The sequence below is a fragment of the Algoriphagus jejuensis genome, from assembly GCF_039523455.1.
Classification (GTDB): domain Bacteria; phylum Bacteroidota; class Bacteroidia; order Cytophagales; family Cyclobacteriaceae; genus Algoriphagus; species Algoriphagus jejuensis.
The window spans coordinates 572,551-588,795 of the sequence record NZ_BAAAFI010000002.1; the positions used below are offsets into that span (position 1 = coordinate 572,551).

Consider the following 16,245-nt stretch of genomic DNA (forward strand, 5'->3'; position numbering starts at 1 on the left):
ATTCAATTATCTTGCGAAGATAATCAATCCCGAATTGTGTCTTGAAGTCCCGGTTGTTGACGGTTTTCCTTTTTCTGTTTTTTGGACAGGCCGTGTGCCTGGGGCAGCAGGTTTTTAGGGTAGGATGGGAAGCTTCGGATGGTGTAAGTAAGCAGGAAATCCGCGATTTTGCCGAAAGACAGCCTGCGTTACTTTTGAGCGATTCCGTAGCTCGCCATTTCCGTAGTCAGGGGTTTTTGGAAGGGTATTTTAGGGAGGAAATCAACGACGACACGCTGGCTTTCACTTGGGAGGCCGGGAGGCTTTTTCACTGGGAGAAAATCGATACAGGCATCGTGCCAGCGACTATTCTGGACCAAATCGGATCTCCCGAAAAAAGTTATACGGGTCCTTACCGCTGGATCGAGCAAGTGCTGGAGCTTGCGGAAAATTCCGGCTACCCCTTTGCAGAAATGAAGCTTGATAGCCTTGAAGTCAGTGATCATATGCTGTCAGGGCGGATGGTCTATAGTTCCGGCCCATACATCACTTGGGACAGTCTGGAGGTGAGTGGAGAAAGTAAATCCAAGGCGAGCTACCTTCAGCAGCTATCTGGTTTATGTCCTGGCGAACCCTTTTCCCAGCAGCACTTGGCCAAGGCCACGAAAACGCTCCGAAAGTCACCGTACTTTATGGTGGTAGGCGCTCCGGAGTTGGCTTTCCAAACCCAACAGGCAAGGCCGATCTTCACGATCCAAGATCGAAGAGTCAATGTTTTTGACGGCGTGATTGGAATATTACCCAATGAAAATGAGACTGGGAAGGTGTTGATCACCGGTGAAGTTGACCTGCAATTATATCATTTAGCTGGAAAAGGCCGAGATTTTTCGCTGCAATGGCAGCGGTTGAATGTCCAGTCCCAATCCCTGGAGATAAGCGCAAAAGAAGCCTTTGTATTTCGATCGCCCCTGGATCTTGAGGTAGGATTTTCGCTGCTCAAGCAGGATTCTACTTTTGTAAACCGGACTTTTGAGCTGGATTTTGGGTATCAGGTATCCGATGATGCCTACCTGAATTTCTTCACGAAGAGACAGGCAGGAGATCTGATCTCCACTGAGGATATTGATCATGCACAGACTTTGCCTGCAGCAATCGACTTTCGATGGAATCAATACGGAATAGGGATTGATTGGGATAGGCTGGATTCTCCGGTTTCTACGCGGCGAGGGGCAAGGATTCAGGGGCAATTTTCGCTTGGGAATAAAAAGATAATCGAAAATACTGGCCTGCCAGAAGAAGTCTATGCCAACCTAGATGAATCGTCACCGCAATATCAGGGGTGGTTTTCCGGAGAGCAGCACATTTATATCAAGCCCGCTTGGGGGATGTGGGTGCGCGGAGTTGGGGGGCTTCTGGAAAATGAGAATCTGTTTTTAAATGAGTTTTTCCGTGTCGGGGGACTGAAGAGTATTCGTGGCTTCAATGAGAAGAATTTTTATGCCAAGAGCTTTGGGTACGTCAATATGGAACAGCGTCTGTTTTTTGATCAAAACTCTTTTTTAGTGGTGTTTGCGGACTTGGGAATAATTGAAAATCCTTACGAAAGCCAAAAAATCGACTGTCCCTTTTCATTTGGTACGGGAATCAATTTGGACACTGACGGAGGATTATTCAGTTTTGTATTCGCATTGGGAAAATCAACTACACAGCCCATATCTTTTTCTTACTCCAGAATCCATTTTGGATATCTGGCGAGGTTTTAGTGAGCGACATGATTTATGTGTAAAGTTCGATTACTTTTCGGTTTATTGGTTTTCTTCTCCTTGGGTGCACATGCCCAGGTACTGGAGAACTACGATGGACTTTGGAAGTCAGCACGCGAAGAGTCGTGGCTCGGAAGCAACAATCGACTGGATCTCAACGTGGATCTGAAGAGTTTTCCCGAATCTGAGCTTCGTTTCAAGCTACCCTCGAAGACTACGGTCTTTATAGATGGGAAACTATGGAGTTTGACCGTAGGAGACACCGTTTTTTTCGGTTCGCTCCAAGATTTTCAGAATGAATTTGGCAAAGATTCGGTGTTATTCACCGTTGTAAGCCCCAACTTGGCCGCAAGGAATACGAGCATAAAGAAAGTGTTGGGACGGGCGAATCTGGACGAGTCGGTCGTCAGCCCGGCCATCAATCCACTACTTGCGCGATTTGTACCGCAGCCGGTGAAGGACTTTTATTTCACTGCTCTGTTTATCATCCTGTTCTTTTTGGCCTTGTACAAGTTGGCCTATCCCTTCTTGCTTGCGGTGATGCTTCAGCCGCTTTCAGTCATCAGTGCGGATGATTTTTCAGATAGTGGCAACCTGCAGAAGTTTTTCTCATTCGATATCATCTTCTACCTTCTGATCGTGGCGATGATGATTTCGCAGGGCGTGGTCACAGGGCTGGTAGTCTTTAGAAGAGACTGGCTTGGGGCATGGATCGGTCTGGACTATTCTTCACTTTTGGCGATGTGGCTGGGTGGTGCATTTCTGATCTTGGCTTTCACGATTATTAAATTTATCGGGATTAAGCTTATTTCTTATTTGTTTGACTTGGGCAAAGCAGAGTTTTCCCATTTTTTTTACCTGCTGCGACTCATCGTATTTGGCAGTTCCTTGGTCTTGATTGTGGGAGCCTACTTTGTTTCAAACAATTTTTCCGGCCTTGAATCAGCCCTTTCACTCCTGTTTTTGGGCTTTTTCTGGTTTTACATTTTAGGGGTGTTGGGGTTGTTTCTGATTATGATGAGTAAGTTGAGTTTTAAGAAATACCATTTATTTACTTACCTTTGTATCGCAGAATTAGTGCCTTTTCTAATCCTTGCAAAATGGATTATGGCTCTAGGTCAGTGAGTAATTGAACTATAATAAAGGAATAAATTAGCATGAGTGCAGCTCCAAAAGATCGCTTTAAACCAGTAAAGAGTATCCTAGTTTCCCAGCCCAAGCCTACTGATGTTAATTCCCCCTACCTGTCGTTGGCTGAGAAGTATAAATTGAAGATTGATTTCAGACAGTTTATCAAAGTCGAGCCGGTTCCACCCAAGGAATTCAGAAAGCAGAAGATTGACATTCTAAAGCATACGGCGGTTATTTTTACCAGCCGCAACGCGATCGACCATTTCTTCGCGATTTGCAAGGAGTTCAAGATCGAGATGCCTGCTGAAATGAAATATTTCTGTATTTCCGATCAGACTGCGCACTACCTTCAGAAGTACATCGTCATTCGTAAGCGTAAGCTTTTCGTAGGTCAGAAGACTGCCGAGGATCTTTTTGACTATTTCAAAAAGCACAAGAATGAAAAGTACCTTTTTCCTTGCTCCGATATTCGCAAAGACGTAATTCCGAGCTATATGGAAAAGCATAGCATCGCATTTACCGAAGCCATCATTTATCATACCGTAGCGGCAGATCTTTCTGACTTGGCAGATGTGAAATATGATATTCTTGCTTTCTTCAGTCCATCTGGGATCAAGTCGTTGAAAAGCAATTTTCCGGACTTTGTGCAGGGAAATACTAGAATCGCGGCATTTGGACCGACTACCGCGCAGGAAGTTAGGGAGTTGGACTTGATCTTGGATATCGAGGCACCAATGCCAAATGCTCCTAGCATGACTGGTGCATTGGAACTTTATATCAAAAAGGCCAATAATTTGTAAAACTTAGAATCATTTGCTGTGGTTTTTCAGTTTAAATTCTTACACTAGTTTAAAATTGAGACGCTTCAGCCGAATGACTACCAAAAGCCGATTGGATAACTTTTTAAAGCTTGGATTTTCATTGATTCTGTTGGTGTGCGCAGGATACGCCCAAGCCCAGCAAGACGCACAATTTACCCAATACATGTATAATAGTATGTTTTACAATCCTGCCTTTGCCGGCAAGGAGAGTGGGTATCGATTTTCTGCCTTACATCGTTCCCAATGGGCTGGGTATTCGACGAGTTCTGGACAGGGAGGGGCTCCGACGACCCAGTTGATCACTGCCGAAGGGAGGCTCGACTCTAAAAATCTTGGATACGGTCTGTCGATAGTCAACGACCAAATCGGCGCTACAAGCAATCTTGAGGTCAACCTGAAGGGCAGCTACCACAAAAAAATTAAACGGGGTACCTTGAGCGTCGGCGGATATGTGGGCATGTTTTCAAGTTCCTTGGACTATGGGGAGTTAGTCGTGGTCAATCCAGAGCCAAACCTACCGGAATCTGGCAAGGAAAGTCAACTTGCGCTGGACTTTGGGGCTGGATTATTATATGATAGGGGTAATTATTATTTGGGACTTAGTTTAAAGCATCTGAATCAACCTACTTTTGATTTCGGAGATGCGACCTACGCCAACCAGTTAAAAAATCATTCCTACTTCCTTTTCGGTTATCGAATCCGGCCAATCGGACAGTTAAGAATCGAGCCGAGCCTTTTGATAAAAACGGTCTCTTTCAATAATTTTTCTTACGACGTGAGCGTTATGGCAACACATCAGAATAAGATAAATGGAGGGATAGCCTATCGAGGTGAGGAGTCGGTTTCGTTTATACTGGGCTACAGTTTGTTACGAGACAACTCTTTGAAATTGGGATATGCCTTTGATCTGGTGACCGGCGGAATAGATGCCAAATCACCGACAAGCCATGAACTCATGTTACGATATGTTCTTCCTTCCACTAGCCGGGTGATTGAGCGAGTAATCCAGCGGACACCTCGATATCGATTTTAGGCTGCATTGATCTGAGCGAAAACAAAATAGAATATCCGTCGTTCGTTTACAAATAGAGTGAAAATGGTAGGTTATTTGTATTATTGCGGCTGGTTTATATAAATTTCGACAATCAAATGTCGATTTTTTAATCGAGTAAAAATTGATGAGTTTAAAAAACGTCATTTATGTATAAAAAAATGAAACTCCACTTAATGCCTGTGGTTGTGGGCTTGGCTGTCGCAACGCTCTTACCGGGTTGCGGGCTGTTAAACAAGAAGGGGACATCAAGTGAAAAGGCCAATAGACGGGGTGAAGTGACGGGAGTTCCTAAACGTTCGAGCTGGCAGCAAAACTTGCCGATTGACATGGTACCGGTAAAAGGCGGAACGTTTTGGATGGGACAATCTGATGAGGACATCGCATATACACAATCTGCGATGAACAAACAGATTACGATTTCTGAGTTTTTTATGGACAAATATGAAGTGTCCAATAACAAATACAGACAATTTTTGGAAGCTGTGAAAAACGGTGAGCTTGCAACTGGTACGCCAACAACACTGAAGGCACCTCCGACTTTTAACTACGATGAACTGAGACCAGACACGACGGTGTGGTCTACCAGTTTTTCTTACCACTATGGAGATCCGTTGATGGAATTCTATTTTGACCATCCCGCTTTTGACAACTATCCTGTTGTGGGTATTTCTTGGGATCAAGCTCAGAAGTACTGTGAATGGAGAACTTATCACTTGCAGGCGAATGACGAATTCGAGTTCGATGCTCCAAATTTCCGCCTCGCTTCAGAAGCGGAGTGGGAATACGCCGCAAAAGGAGGGAAAGATGTCGCCAAATATCCTTGGGGGGGGCCGTATCTTAAAAACAAAAGAGGTTGTCTGATGGCCAACTTTAAGCCTGGACGTGGAAACTACATCGACGACGGGTTTGCTTACACAGCTCCGGTTGACGTTTTCGCTCCTAATGGTTTTGGATTATACAATATGTCTGGGAACGTAGCAGAGTGGGTACTGGATGCATACAAAGCAACTTCAAGAGTTGATACTTGGGATCTGGATCCCATATATGACGATCCTAACGAGCCAAGAAAGATCGTCAGAGGGGGCAGCTGGAAAGATATCGCCCACTACTTAGAGACATCGACTAGAACCTACGAATACCAAGATGTCGCCCAAGCCCACATTGGCTTCCGTACCGCAATGACCTTCATGGGCAGGTCAGGATCAATGGATGTAAGATCATCCAGAAGAACAAAACGGTAATTTCCCCAAACTAGAAATAACTTAAAATTTACATTTTCAAATGGCTAGCAACAGCAATTCCTTTAAAGCTCAGTTTTACAGCAACATTATGCCAAAGATTTATGGTATTGGTGCTGCTGTCGTAATCCTCGGTGCAATGTTTAAGATCCTCGATTGGCAATTTGCCAACATTATGATTGGGGTTGGTTTGTCCACTGAGGCTGTAATTTTCTTCCTGTCTTCCTTTGAACCAAGGCAAGAGGAAATGGATTGGAGTAAAATTTATCCAGAATTGGGAGAAGGAAGCAAAAAATCCAAAGGAGATGAGGTTACTGCGAAATTAGATGACATGCTGACCAAGGCGAAAATCGGTCCTGAATTGATAGATAGCTTGGGTAGAGGGATGCAAGATCTTGCGACTTCTGCACAGAAAATGGGTAACCTTTCAGATGCAGCCGTTGCAACCAGTGAATATGCGACCAACGTGAAGTCTGCAGCCAAGACTTTGGTGGATATGAATGTTTCCTATAGCAAAACTGCTGCGGCACTCACTGAGATGTCAGCTGCTTCTCAAGATGCGAAAGCCTACCACACTCAAGTGGTTAACGTGACTAAGAATCTAAGCGCACTCAATTCAGTCTATGAAATGGAGCTTCAAGATGCAAACAGCCATGTGAAGACATTGAATAAATTCTACAGCAATATGACCGTAGCAATGCAAGGTCTGTCAGAAGCTGGAAAAGAGACTGAAGCTTTCAAAAATGAACTGTCCAAGCTGAACCAAAACGTAAGTTCTCTCAATAAGATCTATGGTGGAATGCTATCCGCTATGAAAGGTTGATTTGTCCTACACACTTCTAAATAATATAATCTAGTAAGATGGCAGGAGCTAAAGAAACACCTAGACAGCGGATGATTGGGATGATGTACCTGGTTTTGACAGCCTTATTGGCTCTCCAGGTAAGTAACCAAATCCTTCAGAAGTTCGTCCTCATCAACGATGGGATGGAACGAACTTCTAAAAATTTCATTTCAAAAAATCAATCTACTGTAAACTCTATCAAAGCAACGGTAGAAGAGCAAGGAAATAACCCGAGAGATGTGCCGAAAGTTGGTGCATCTCAGCAGGTTAGAGAGGCTACTTCCGAGGTCTATACCTACCTGGAAGAACTGAAACAGGAACTGATCGCAACGTCGAATGCCAAGAATGACGAAGGAAACTTTGTAAGCTCGGCACTGAAAAACACGGAGGTAACCGGTAATATGTTTGCTAATTTGGGCAAGGGCGAGGAATTACAAGCGAAACTGAATGCCTATCCGAATCAAGTATCTCAAATACTCAGCGGAGTTGGCATCACCGGTGCGACGTTTAAGCCAATTGCATTGGACGCGAAAGACATCGAGATTTTTGCCAACGACAGAGAAGTAAGGAACAAAAGCTTTGTAAACCTCAACTTCGTAAAGTCGCCGGTCGGAGCAGTGATGGCTTTGCTGTCTCAGTTCCAAAATGAAGTGTTGAATATTGAGAGTGAGTCTCTTTCCCTAATTTCCAATACTTTGGGCTCTTTCTATTTCAAGGCAGACATCTTGGAAGGTAAGATCGCCGCGGTATCCAATATCGTTGCAGCTGGTACAAAATTTCAGGGTGATATGTTTATTGCTTCTGCTTCTTCTTCTGCAGCTCCTACGATGACACTGGGTGGCCGGACTGTTCGCGTGGAAAATGGATTTGGAAAGGTTGAATTTACCGTCGCTCCAGCATCAAACTACGATGACATGGGACTTTCCCGGCAGTTACTCACTGGTGAGATCGTGACCAACGTAGGCGGCGAAGACCAAGTAATTCCTGTAGAATACGAATACTTTGTGGCTCGACCGGTGATCAAAGTATCTTCAGAAGTCGTACAGCAGCTCTATGCGGATTGTGCAAATGAACTGTTGATCGAGGTGCCAGCGTTGGGAAATACATACTCTCCTGAGTTTGCAATAGCCAACGGCCAATCTATCAAAGGCAGTAAGCCGGGTCAGGTCACTATCATTCCGGGAGGATCCGGTAAGGTGACCATCGGCGTAAGCAGCGGAGGAAATAAAATCGGCGACGTGGCGTTTGATATCAAACCAGTGCCTGCGCCGACGATCAGAGCGTTAGGAGGAAATAACCAACAATTGGATTTGAGCCAGGCTCAGGCTTTGAACTCTCTGAATGGTCTGAAAATTGTTGCGGTACCGGAACCAACCTTTGCGCGTACGATGGCCAAAGATTCCAACTTTGAGGTTTCTGGAGGTGAATTGATTCTATTGAGAAGTGAAGTCCCTCGCCAAACGGTTCCAATCGGTGGTAGCATGCGCTCATTATTGGAAAGTGCCCGACCAGGTGATGACATTGTAGTTCGTGTCACTCAGGTTACAAGAACAAACTTTAGAGGGAACAAAATCAACACAGAGCAACGAGAAATCATCCGAATCCCGATTAAGTAAGGGGTTTTGAGTAAACGATATAGTTATGAAACGATTTGTGCAAAATATCTTAATGGCGCTCTTGCTTGCTTTTGGGCTGATTCCCTTCAGTTCTACTGCTCAAGTTGCCACGAGTGTCAACCCTTCCGGCTTTGGTGATCGTCAGTTTTCCATGGACACGGTCTTTTCTGCCAGACGGATTAGAGATGACGATAAGATGTATCAAATCTCAGTTTGGAGAAGAATTGACCTGAGAGAAAAATACAACCTTTCGCTCTATGGTCAAGGAGACAACAAGGCTAACGGAATCGTAAATCAAATTTACAAGGCTGTGGTGGATGAAAATGCACTGGAGGTGTTTGCTGATGATGAATTTACCCGCCCGCTTTCGATCGCTGAGTTTCAGGATAATTATTGGATTTCCGCTAACGGAGATTCGATCTTTTCCAAGCAGCTCTACTATCTGGACTTCAAGGAAGATTTTGTTTTTGACAGACACCACTCCGATTTGGTCTTTGACATCAAATACATTGAATTGGTGATGCCATCTCAGACTAACTCCAATGCCGGTCAGAAGTCAATTGCATTCATTCGTTACAAGGATTTTGTGAATTACTTCAAAAACCACCCTACAGCGAGATGGATCAATTTCCAGAATATTTCAAAAAGCCTGACCTATGATGAAGCATTCGAGTCTAGGTTATTTAGGTCTGTGGTCAGAAGGTATTCGAATCCGGATAATGCGTTGATAGCAGATTTGGTCCACCCAGATCACCCGAATCCTGAAATGCAAGCCTATCTCAATGCGCTCGAATTCGAATATAAACTGTTGGAATTTGAAAACTTCCTTTGGGAGTGGTAAATACCACCTATTAAAAAAAGGGGCTCAGGCCCCTTTTTCTTTTTCAATCCATTCTAAGAGCGCCTTCGCTCTGCTGCTGCCGATTACTTCAGTTAGTTCTGCCTCGGTCGCTTGTTTCACTTTTTTGACTGACTTGAAATGTTTCAGAAGTTTGTCGGCCGTATTTGCTCCGATTCCAGGGATGTCGGTCAGTTGCGTTCCGAAAGCATTTTTACTTCTGACTTTCCGGTGAAAGGTGATGGCAAACCGGTGCGCCTCATCCCGGATTCGCTGGAGGAGTTTGAGACTTTCTGATTTTTTGTCAATGTGAATGGGATAGGAATCTCCGGGGAAGTAGATTTCCTCCAGTCTTTTAGCAATACCTATGATTGGCATTTTGCCATATACGCCTATTTCCTGCAGGGCTTCCACGGCAGAAGAAAGCTGACCCTTCCCACCGTCAATTACTACCAGCTTCGGAAAGGGCTTCCCTTCTTCCAACAGTCGCTTGTATCGTCGGGCGACGATTTCCTTCATGCTTGCGAAATCATTCGGACCCTCCACAGTTTTGATGTGGTAGTGTCGGTATTCCTTCACGGAAGGTTTTCCACCGAGAAAACACACCATGCTCGCCACCGGGCTAGTCCCTTGAATGTTTGAGTTGTCAAAGCATTCGATATGATCAGGAATATCCGGAAGGCTTAGATCCTGTTGAAGTTGACGGATGACACGTTCCTTTTTGTCTTGATTGAGACCTTGGAGGAGTGCTTTTTCCTTTTTGTAGTAGAGGGCATTTTTGAGCGAAAGTTCAATGAGCTTCTTTTTGTCTCCAATCTTAGGCACGATCAGATTAAGTCCCTCGATGGGGTTTTCCGGTTCGATATTGATCAGAACCTCCCCGGCATCGGATTGGAATTGATCTTGGAGACGTATCAGGGCCGTGATCAACAGGTCTTCGTCACTTTCATCGAGACGCTTTTTTAGCTCGACGTTTTTGGAAGTTATCATCGCGCCGTTTTTGACACGCATGTAGTTGACATAGGCATATTTTTCGTCCGAAACCAAGGTGCAGACGTCAAGGTTTTGTATGCTCGGGCTGGTGATAAGGGACTTCGCTTGGTATTTCTCCAGGAGGTCAAGCTTTTCCTTCATCTTTTGTGCCTTCTCAAATTCCAGGTTTTCAGCAAAAGTCTGCATTTCCTGCTTGAAATAGGTTTTGGCGATTCCAAGGTTCCCTTTCAGAATATGCTTGGCCTGCTCCAGATCTTTGAGATAGGCATGCTCCCGCTGGTGTCCCACGCATGGCCCTTGGCAATTGCCGATGTGATATTCCAGGCATACCTTGTATTTGCCCTCGTCGACTTTGTAGGGTGTCAAGTCGAGCTTGCAGGTACGGATCGTGAACAGCTCTCGGATCAGGTCGAGTACGTTGTTCATCGCCTTAACGCTGGCAAACGGTCCGAAATAGGTTCCTCTTTTGGGAATCATCTTCCGAGTTTGGAAGATGCGTGGGAAATGCTCTTTGGTGATCAGAAGATAAGGATAGGTCTTGTCGTCCCTCAATAGGATGTTGTACTTGGGCTGGACCTTTTTGATCAGGTTGTTTTCTAAGAGCAGCGCATCCAGTTCACTATTGACCAGGGTGATTTCGATGAGCTGAATTTCCTTCACCATTCGACGCGTCTTTTGATTTACCCCGGCGTTCTTGTTAAAGTAGCTACTGACTCGTTTTTTGAGGCTTTTGGCTTTGCCGACATAGATCAGCTCATTCGCATCATTATAATATTTATAGACTCCCGGATGGTCGGGGAGGAGGAGGTGATCTTCGGGGGAAAAAGACGAGGACTGCATGGCTTAAAATTAAAAAAAAACAGCCCGTGTATCAGGCTGTTTTCTTTGGAGGGGGATCAAATGGTGAATTTAAAAATCGTTCTTTTTGGCATCATAGTCAAAATCCGCAAATCGCTGGCTGTCCTGTTCGTAAAGGTCGCAATCGATCTCAATACTAAGCGGGCGCTCGGGCCTGGGGAATGGGCCTTTGGTGTAGCCTAGGCTCTTGTCTGCATAGACCTTGGACATGTATTTGACCCAGATGGGCCGGGCGGTTCGTCCACCCTGACCTTGAACCCAACTTCTGAAGTGAATAGCTCGGTCGTCACCGCCCACCCAAGTAGCGGAAACCAAATCCTTACTTAGGCCCATGTACCAGCCGTCAGATGCATTCTGGGTAGTGCCCGTCTTGCCACCTAGTTCGTTGCCTTCACGGAGAGTCCACGGCACACCCTGGCTGGTCCCATCTTCTTCCTCAAATCCACCTCGAAGCATGTACAGCATGAGGTAGGCGTGTTCTTCGCTCATCGCGGGTTTTTTACGAGGAGTAAATTGCTGGATGACGTTCCCGTTTTTGTCCTCGATACGGTCGATATAGTAGGGTGTCGTGTGTTCTCCCTTGTTTACAAATGTGCCAAAGGCCCCGGCCATCTCAAAGACTGAAACGTCATTTACTCCCAAAGCCAAGGACGGAACCTCTTCCAAGTCGCTTGTAACTCCAAGCCTCCTCGCCGTTTCGATGACAATCTTTGGGCTGAGCTTTTTCATCATATAGGCTGTGACCGAGTTGACGGATTGGGCCATTGCTTTTCGGATCGTCATTTTTTCATATGAAAATTTGCCGTCTGCGTTGGCAGGGCTCCACGCGGGTTGGCCAGGAATGTAAACTTCTACTGGCTGATCAACCACAGAGTAGCATGGACTGTAGCCGTTTTCGATCGCGGCGGCATAGACAAATGGCTTGAAGGTAGACCCCGGCTGGCGCTTACCTTGTTTCACGTGGTCAAATTTGAAGTATTTGTGATCGATGCCTCCCACCCAAGCTTTGATGTGTCCGGTATGAGGATCCATGCTCATGAATCCAGTCTGGAGGAATTTTTTATAATACTTCATTGAATCCATCGTACTCATTAGCGTATCGATTTCTCCCTGCCAAGAGAAGATTCGCATCTTCTTTTTTTCATTTAGCTTGAGGTTGATGGAGTCGGTGTCATCACCATAGCGGACTTTCAGAAGCCGGTAGGCTTCGGTTCTTTTCACGGCATTTTCGATGAAGTTCGGGATGACCTTCATGCTTTCGTCAATCCAAGGATCACGGGCTCCCATTTCTTTGAAAAACAACTTTTGCAAATCAGTCATGTGTTCATGGACAGCTTCCTCGGCATAACGTTGCATCCGGCTGTCGATGGTGACGTAGATTTTCAATCCGTCTCCGAAAAGATCATAGGCGGAGCCGTCGGACTTCAGATTTTCCTTGGTCCACCGGATCAGATCGGCTTTGACGATTTCTCTGAAATAGGTCGCCAATCCGTGGTTTTGATTTCTGACGCGGTAGTCGAGTTCGATCGGAAGTTGGGATATCGAATCATATTCGGATTCCGTCAACATGCCGTTTTTCTCCATTTGAGACAGAACGGTATTTCGTCGCCTCAGGGAGTTTTCCGGATTGAAAACCGGGCTGTAGTAGGTTGGAGCTTTGAAAAGGCCGACTAAAACAGCGGCCTCCTGTATCGCAAGTTCGGAAGGGAGTTTATTGAAAAAAGTTCCCGCTGCAGTCTTAATCCCGTAGGCATTGGAGCCAAATTCAGAAGTATTTAGGTATAAAGTCAGGATCTCATTTTTTGTGTAAGCCTTTTCCAACTGCGTGGCTACGATCCATTCCTTGGTTTTGATAATGAGCATCCGGAGCCCGGGGATGGAGCTGAGCACTCCCTGAGATGCGTCCGTTCGGGTTTTAAATAGGTTTTTGGCTGTCTGCTGGCTAAGTGTTGATCCCCCGCCGGCACTTTGTCCAAGTAGGATTGACTTGACAAATACGCGCAGCATCGCGGTCATGTCGATACCGGAGTGATCCTCAAACCGAACATCCTCTGTTGCGATCAGGGCCTGCACGAGGTTGGGGGAAAGGTCTTCGTAATTAACCGGACTGCGGTTTTCCCTGGCATACGTGCCCAAAAGAAACCCATCCGCGGAATAGAGCTCTGAGGCCAATTCACTCTCTGGATTTTCAAGAGCTTTGAAGTCAGGAAGGGATCCAAACAGCCCGAGAAAATTGGCACTAACCATCCAGACAAACAGAATGAAGAAGATCACTCCTCCGACGAATGCTATCCAGAGGTACTTTATTGTTTTACCAGTCCAATTGGGAACTGTGGATTTGTCAGGTTTTGACATAGGATGTTACTGATATATGGTTCGGAAGAAGGTTCGGTATTCTTCCAGGTTTTTGGACTTGTTTAGCGTCTGAAAGTTTTCAATAGAGATGAAGAACGCTCCGGACTTTGCGGTCTCCGGCATTCCCTCAGATTCGAATTCTTCTGAAAACTTCAGGTAATATTCTTTTGCTTTTTCCGCGTTGGCAAATGGACTGATGATATAAATGGCGTTTTCAGCGTTCATATTCATGTTGCCGGTGCGAAGACGAGCATTGGGATAGTTGGCGGCATGGAAATTTTCGAGGTCACTGAGTAGGTTTTTGGCCGCGTCCGCATCCGATCTGCTGAGCGCAACCACAAAGATATGGGTTTGGGATTCGTTCAACTTAAAGGGCGAGTCTGCTGGAACTACTTTCTCCTCATTTGCTACTTCGGGACTGGCCTGAAGCTGGGTAGAGTCCACTGCGACGCTGTCTTTTGGTGCTAAGGCGGCCAGCTCTTCGCTGCTCAGCATCGGTCTGAGCATATTCCTTGCCAAACTGACCAGCTCAGGATCTTTCGTATTCTCGATGTAGGATTCCAGTCGGGACTTGAATCTAAAACGACTTTCGAGCTTGCCGGTCACCATAATGTCGAGCAGTAGCAGTTTTTCAGTATTTTTGGTGAGGGGATAGGCTTCCAAAGTCGACTTTACGATCTGACGGGCTTGAGGATAGGCCCCTTCGTAGTAGGATTTGTAGGCTTCCTCGTATCCACGCGAAGAGGCCAGAGCAGCAAGATTGCCTGAGGCCGCGTCAGGGTTATTAACGGAATAAGTGTACTGGGAATCAGGAAATTCCCGGTTTAGTCGGCCGACATATTGTTCGTAATTTCCTCCGGATTCTTTTTGACTCAGGTATAAGAGATAGTATGCTTCCGGTTTTCGGATTGTGTTGGGGTATTTTTGAATGAGGGTTTCAAGGTTTTCGATGCTCGGTTCAATTTCCTCAAGGTCAAAGTAAAGCAGCTTTCCGAGTTCGAAATACGACTCCTCCAACTCCGCGTTTAACTGGGCGATTTGCCCGGGAGTATTTGGGATTTTACTCACTAGACTTTCCAGGGTAGGGAGGTCAGCGAGGATGGGGTTTTCAGCTGTGGACAACGAGTCTGGCGAGGTGGATGGGAGTTCTTGTTGTGTGGACGTCTGGAAAGTGGCCGCCCTTCTGCGCCAATTGTCCTGTAGTGGTCTATTGCCCCATACGCGGTTAAATTCGATTGCTCCCTGTTGCATCGCTACTCCGTTGTCAAAGTAGAAACTGGCACCGGGGTCTTTGCCGCTGAAGGCCAAAAGATTGTTGAAAATATTGGAATTTTTAGGTTGCTCTTTTGCTCTGGCCTCAGCTACGAGACGCTCTGCTTCTCGCTCGATAAACTCCTCGGCGAGGGCGAGCTGTTCCTCTGGGCTCAGAGCGGCGATCACCACCAGGCTGTCATTCGCCTGAATTCGCTCCACGTGGAAGACGTATTGATCAAGTGTTGTTTTCTGTTCTTGAATTTCGGTTGCGACTGGATCTTCCTCTTTGATGAAAGTCAGCGCACTGTCCAGATAGTACTTGGTAGCACGAAAGTCCTTGAACTCTTCAAAATTGATCTGTGCCAACTTTTGGTAAATATAGCCTTTCAGCCGAGGGTTACTTCCCGGTTCTTTGGCAGCTTGATGGAGTAAATCAACGGTGAGAGGCGTATCTCCTTGTTTTTGCTCAAAAAGCGCCTTTTCGTATACCACCACATCTTTGAGATCTTTGTTTTTGGGATCCTTGTAGAGGTCATCGTAGTAGTTTCGAACTCTTTTGAGATCCTTGGTCGCGTTCAGCTCAGCGACTTGCTGGGCATAAAGTGTGGCAAAAAAGCTCTGTTCGTAGGGAGGATTGCCATCCAGGGATCTTCTGTAGAAGTCATGAGCCATGGCATCCAATCCGGCACGCTGGTAGTTTTGCGCCAAGATGAAATTAATCCGGGATTCTTCTTTTTTGTCAGGAGCGTAGGGCGCTGCGCGATCCAGTGCTCCTATTACTCCGTTTTGATCAGCTCTTGTTTCGTAGTAGTAGGCCAGTGTTTTGAATAGTGCAAATCGATTTTCATCGTTTATTTCGGTTTCCTTCGAAAGGTAGTCAATGGTGAAGTTGGCGTTTTCGTACTCTCGCTTGTCCACATACAATCGCAGCAGGCTGATCAGCGCTCGGTGCCGCAAGTCCTTGTCCTTGCCCATACTGTTGACGTACTTGAAGGCATTTAGGGCATCGTCCTGTTGGCCTTGTAGATAGTCGATCTTGCCAAGGAGGAAATAACTATCATCTACCCACTTGGAGATCCGGTGCCAGTCGATTGCCTTTGATGAGAGCTCTCTGGCTGAATCCAGGGTCGCTTTATTTGACTCGATTGTTAAAGAATCTATCGGAATAAACACCGGCAAAATCTGGGTGAAATCCTCCTTGTAATTTGCCCGAACCTCATTTTCTACCGCTTTAATCTTGACATCTGCCAGGTAGTAGGCGTTGAAATGAGCGGTCATGTTGTGGAAAGTCCTGTTGGTGAACGTATTGCGCTCAGAGGAGCATGCTCCCATAAAAATAAACACAACCACTGCCATACCGGAAAATCTTCTCATATCAGAATGCACCCAATTTCAGTACCAAAATAGGCTTTTTACCTTACTTACTGAACGCTAAAAATCCCCAAACCTTTCATAGGCGCAGATTTTGGAATACTGATTGCAACGTATTTTAGATAAATTC

Annotated in this window: 11 protein-coding genes; 8 read left to right on the forward strand and 3 right to left on the reverse strand. The window is 45.7% G+C overall.

Annotation, left to right across the window (positions count from 1 at the left end; genetic code table 11):
- Nucleotides 1-41 precede the first annotated feature (41 nt).
- The 8 genes from ABD031_RS03415 (at nucleotide 42) to porN (ending at nucleotide 9,287) form a co-directional block, all read left to right on the forward strand.
- Nucleotides 42-1,742, forward strand: a complete 1,701-nt coding sequence (locus ABD031_RS03415; protein ID WP_343848402.1) for a BamA/TamA family outer membrane protein — start codon at nucleotides 42-44, stop codon at nucleotides 1,740-1,742.
- Nucleotides 1,743-1,757: 15 nt separating this feature from the next.
- A complete protein-coding gene (locus ABD031_RS03420; protein WP_343848403.1) occupies nucleotides 1,758-2,867 on the forward strand; it encodes a DUF4271 domain-containing protein in 1,110 nt (369 codons plus the stop codon).
- Nucleotides 2,868-2,899: 32 nt separating this feature from the next.
- A complete protein-coding gene (locus tag ABD031_RS03425; RefSeq protein ID WP_343848405.1) occupies nucleotides 2,900-3,673 on the forward strand; it encodes a uroporphyrinogen-III synthase in 774 nt (257 codons plus the stop codon).
- A 73-nt stretch (nucleotides 3,674-3,746) separates the two neighbouring features.
- The gene (locus tag ABD031_RS03430) at nucleotides 3,747-4,727 is read left to right on the forward strand and encodes a PorP/SprF family type IX secretion system membrane protein (RefSeq protein WP_343848407.1); all 981 of its coding nucleotides are present in this window, start codon (nucleotides 3,747-3,749) and stop codon (nucleotides 4,725-4,727) included.
- Between the two features lie 167 nt (nucleotides 4,728-4,894).
- The gene (porK, locus tag ABD031_RS03435; protein ID WP_343848409.1) at nucleotides 4,895-5,989 is read left to right on the forward strand and encodes a T9SS ring complex lipoprotein PorK/GldK; all 1,095 of its coding nucleotides are present in this window, start codon (nucleotides 4,895-4,897) and stop codon (nucleotides 5,987-5,989) included.
- Nucleotides 5,990-6,029: 40 nt separating this feature from the next.
- Nucleotides 6,030-6,809: a type IX secretion system motor protein PorL/GldL gene (porL, locus tag ABD031_RS03440; RefSeq protein WP_343848411.1), complete on the forward strand. Its 780-nt coding sequence runs from the start codon at nucleotides 6,030-6,032 to the stop codon at nucleotides 6,807-6,809.
- A 38-nt stretch (nucleotides 6,810-6,847) separates the two neighbouring features.
- A complete protein-coding gene (porM, locus tag ABD031_RS03445) occupies nucleotides 6,848-8,446 on the forward strand; it encodes a type IX secretion system motor protein PorM/GldM (RefSeq protein WP_343848413.1) in 1,599 nt (532 codons plus the stop codon).
- A 52-nt stretch (nucleotides 8,447-8,498) separates the two neighbouring features.
- The gene (gene porN / locus ABD031_RS03450) at nucleotides 8,499-9,287 is read left to right on the forward strand and encodes a type IX secretion system ring subunit PorN/GldN (RefSeq protein ID WP_343849131.1); all 789 of its coding nucleotides are present in this window, start codon (nucleotides 8,499-8,501) and stop codon (nucleotides 9,285-9,287) included.
- 24 nt (nucleotides 9,288-9,311) lie between these two features.
- Here porN and uvrC read toward each other — a convergent pair whose 3' ends face one another.
- The 3 genes from uvrC to porW form a co-directional block, all read right to left on the reverse strand.
- Nucleotides 9,312-11,117 carry an excinuclease ABC subunit UvrC gene (uvrC, locus tag ABD031_RS03455; RefSeq protein WP_343848415.1) on the reverse strand — a complete coding sequence of 602 codons (1,806 nt, stop codon included), beginning with the start codon at nucleotides 11,115-11,117 and terminating at the stop codon, nucleotides 9,312-9,314.
- A gap of 69 nt (nucleotides 11,118-11,186) precedes the next feature.
- A complete protein-coding gene (locus ABD031_RS03460) occupies nucleotides 11,187-13,490 on the reverse strand; it encodes a penicillin-binding protein 1A (protein WP_343848416.1) in 2,304 nt (767 codons plus the stop codon).
- Between the two features lie 6 nt (nucleotides 13,491-13,496).
- The gene (porW, locus tag ABD031_RS03465; protein WP_343848418.1) at nucleotides 13,497-16,118 is read right to left on the reverse strand and encodes a type IX secretion system periplasmic lipoprotein PorW/SprE; all 2,622 of its coding nucleotides are present in this window, start codon (nucleotides 16,116-16,118) and stop codon (nucleotides 13,497-13,499) included.
- Between the last annotated feature and the right edge of the window lie 127 nt (nucleotides 16,119-16,245).

What these genes read in the sequence shown, in the direction of transcription:
- porK (WP_343848409.1), top strand. Translation starts at nt 4,895, where the DNA reads ATGTATAAAAAAATGAAACTCCACTTAATGCCTGTGGTTGTGGGCTTG.
- porM (WP_343848413.1), top strand. Translation starts at nt 6,848, where the DNA reads ATGGCAGGAGCTAAAGAAACACCTAGACAGCGGATGATTGGGATGATG.
- porW (WP_343848418.1), bottom strand. Translation starts at nt 16,118, where the DNA reads ATGAGAAGATTTTCCGGTATGGCAGTGGTTGTGTTTATTTTTATGGGA.
- ABD031_RS03425 (WP_343848405.1), top strand. Translation starts at nt 2,900, where the DNA reads ATGAGTGCAGCTCCAAAAGATCGCTTTAAACCAGTAAAGAGTATCCTA.
- ABD031_RS03420 (WP_343848403.1), top strand. Translation starts at nt 1,758, where the DNA reads ATGTGTAAAGTTCGATTACTTTTCGGTTTATTGGTTTTCTTCTCCTTG.
- porL (WP_343848411.1), top strand. Translation starts at nt 6,030, where the DNA reads ATGGCTAGCAACAGCAATTCCTTTAAAGCTCAGTTTTACAGCAACATT.
- ABD031_RS03460 (WP_343848416.1), bottom strand. Translation starts at nt 13,490, where the DNA reads ATGTCAAAACCTGACAAATCCACAGTTCCCAATTGGACTGGTAAAACA.
- ABD031_RS03430 (WP_343848407.1), top strand. Translation starts at nt 3,747, where the DNA reads ATGACTACCAAAAGCCGATTGGATAACTTTTTAAAGCTTGGATTTTCA.
- porN (WP_343849131.1), top strand. Translation starts at nt 8,499, where the DNA reads ATGGCGCTCTTGCTTGCTTTTGGGCTGATTCCCTTCAGTTCTACTGCT.
- uvrC (WP_343848415.1), bottom strand. Translation starts at nt 11,117, where the DNA reads ATGCAGTCCTCGTCTTTTTCCCCCGAAGATCACCTCCTCCTCCCCGAC.